The following is a 1,102-nucleotide window of genomic DNA, read 5'->3' on the forward strand; positions in this document are numbered from 1 at the left end:
AATATTCTTTGACATCAATGTATCTAATACCAGGGTTTATCTTGTTTGCCTGTACGTAAGTATCACGAACAGAACCATAACCTGTTACTTTATTCTCGTATACCTTCTTGATCGTATCTTCTTTGCTTTCAGTCATTGTATATTAATTAATGTAAATTTTATCATTTTCATTTCTAATAAATTTAGTTTTTCTGGTTGAGCCAGAAGCACCTTTGCGGAGATTGCTGACAGTATGATCTTTATTATTTCTGCATACAAATTTATTATCATCATTTGTTAAATCAAATTTAATTATTTCTCCTTTATATAACTTTTTATATAAATCTAAAACGCTCATCTTATTTTGTTTAGCATAATACTTTATACAAGGTGTAGGAATACCTTTCATTCTAATATGTTCGGCGTTAATGGTGTTACCATCTTTATCAGTTGATTCTAATATATATATGTAAGTTTTTACCAAGGAATAAACTTTCTTTCGCGTAAATCTCGCCACAAGCCCCATCCATATCAAAATCTACATGAAAATTCCCTAAATATTCTCCAACTAATTCTTGATTATATGTTTGTTGATATCGTTCAACAATTTTAGGAACATCATCGTAATTTAAATGGATGCTGTCAGTATCTTGGTAATAAATCTTAACACCAACATCATCAGCACAACTAAATACTTTATTCATAATTCTTTTACTCATAGATAAAATCTCAACACCACAATGAACGTAATTGAAATGAGACATTACAGATTTAACTTTCTTAATATAATATCTACCATTAACTTCTAAAACAGAATCAATATAGTTATAATTATATGAAATATATTTTTCAAAATCTTCTCTGTTATCTTTAATAATAGTATCAGTTTCAACTGGCTTAATAATGGTTTTACCATACATTGAATTTAAAAAGAGCTTGATTATTTTTTCTGCTGGGTGCTGGTCTTTTTTTAACTTTAATCGTTTATCATATAGATTTTTATAACAGTGTTGATTGTATCGTTTCTACCTTCGTTAAAATAATAACCATCAATGATTTCAAACTCTGCGTCATGAAATGTTATTAAATCTTCTAAACCTACTTTATCAATATAAATAATTTC

Annotated in this window: 1 protein-coding gene; it reads right to left on the reverse strand. The window is 27.4% G+C overall.

Annotated elements, in window-relative coordinates; all coding sequences use genetic code 11:
• Nucleotides 1-425: 425 nt before the first annotated feature.
• On the reverse strand, nt 426-899 hold the full coding sequence (locus tag NXI30_29070) for a hypothetical protein (GenBank protein ID MCR9098292.1): 474 nt from the start codon (nt 897-899) through the stop codon (nt 426-428).
• Nucleotides 900-1,102: the final 203 nt, after the last annotated feature.

It is taken from the genome of bacterium (genome assembly GCA_024742285.1).
Taxonomy (GTDB): domain Bacteria; phylum Myxococcota_A; class UBA9160; order UBA9160; family UBA4427; genus UBA4427.

Excerpts from the sequence above, each read along its gene's own strand:
- NXI30_29070 (MCR9098292.1), bottom strand. The coding sequence starts at position 899 with ATGTATGGTAAAACCATTATTAAGCCAGTTGAAACTGATACTATTATT.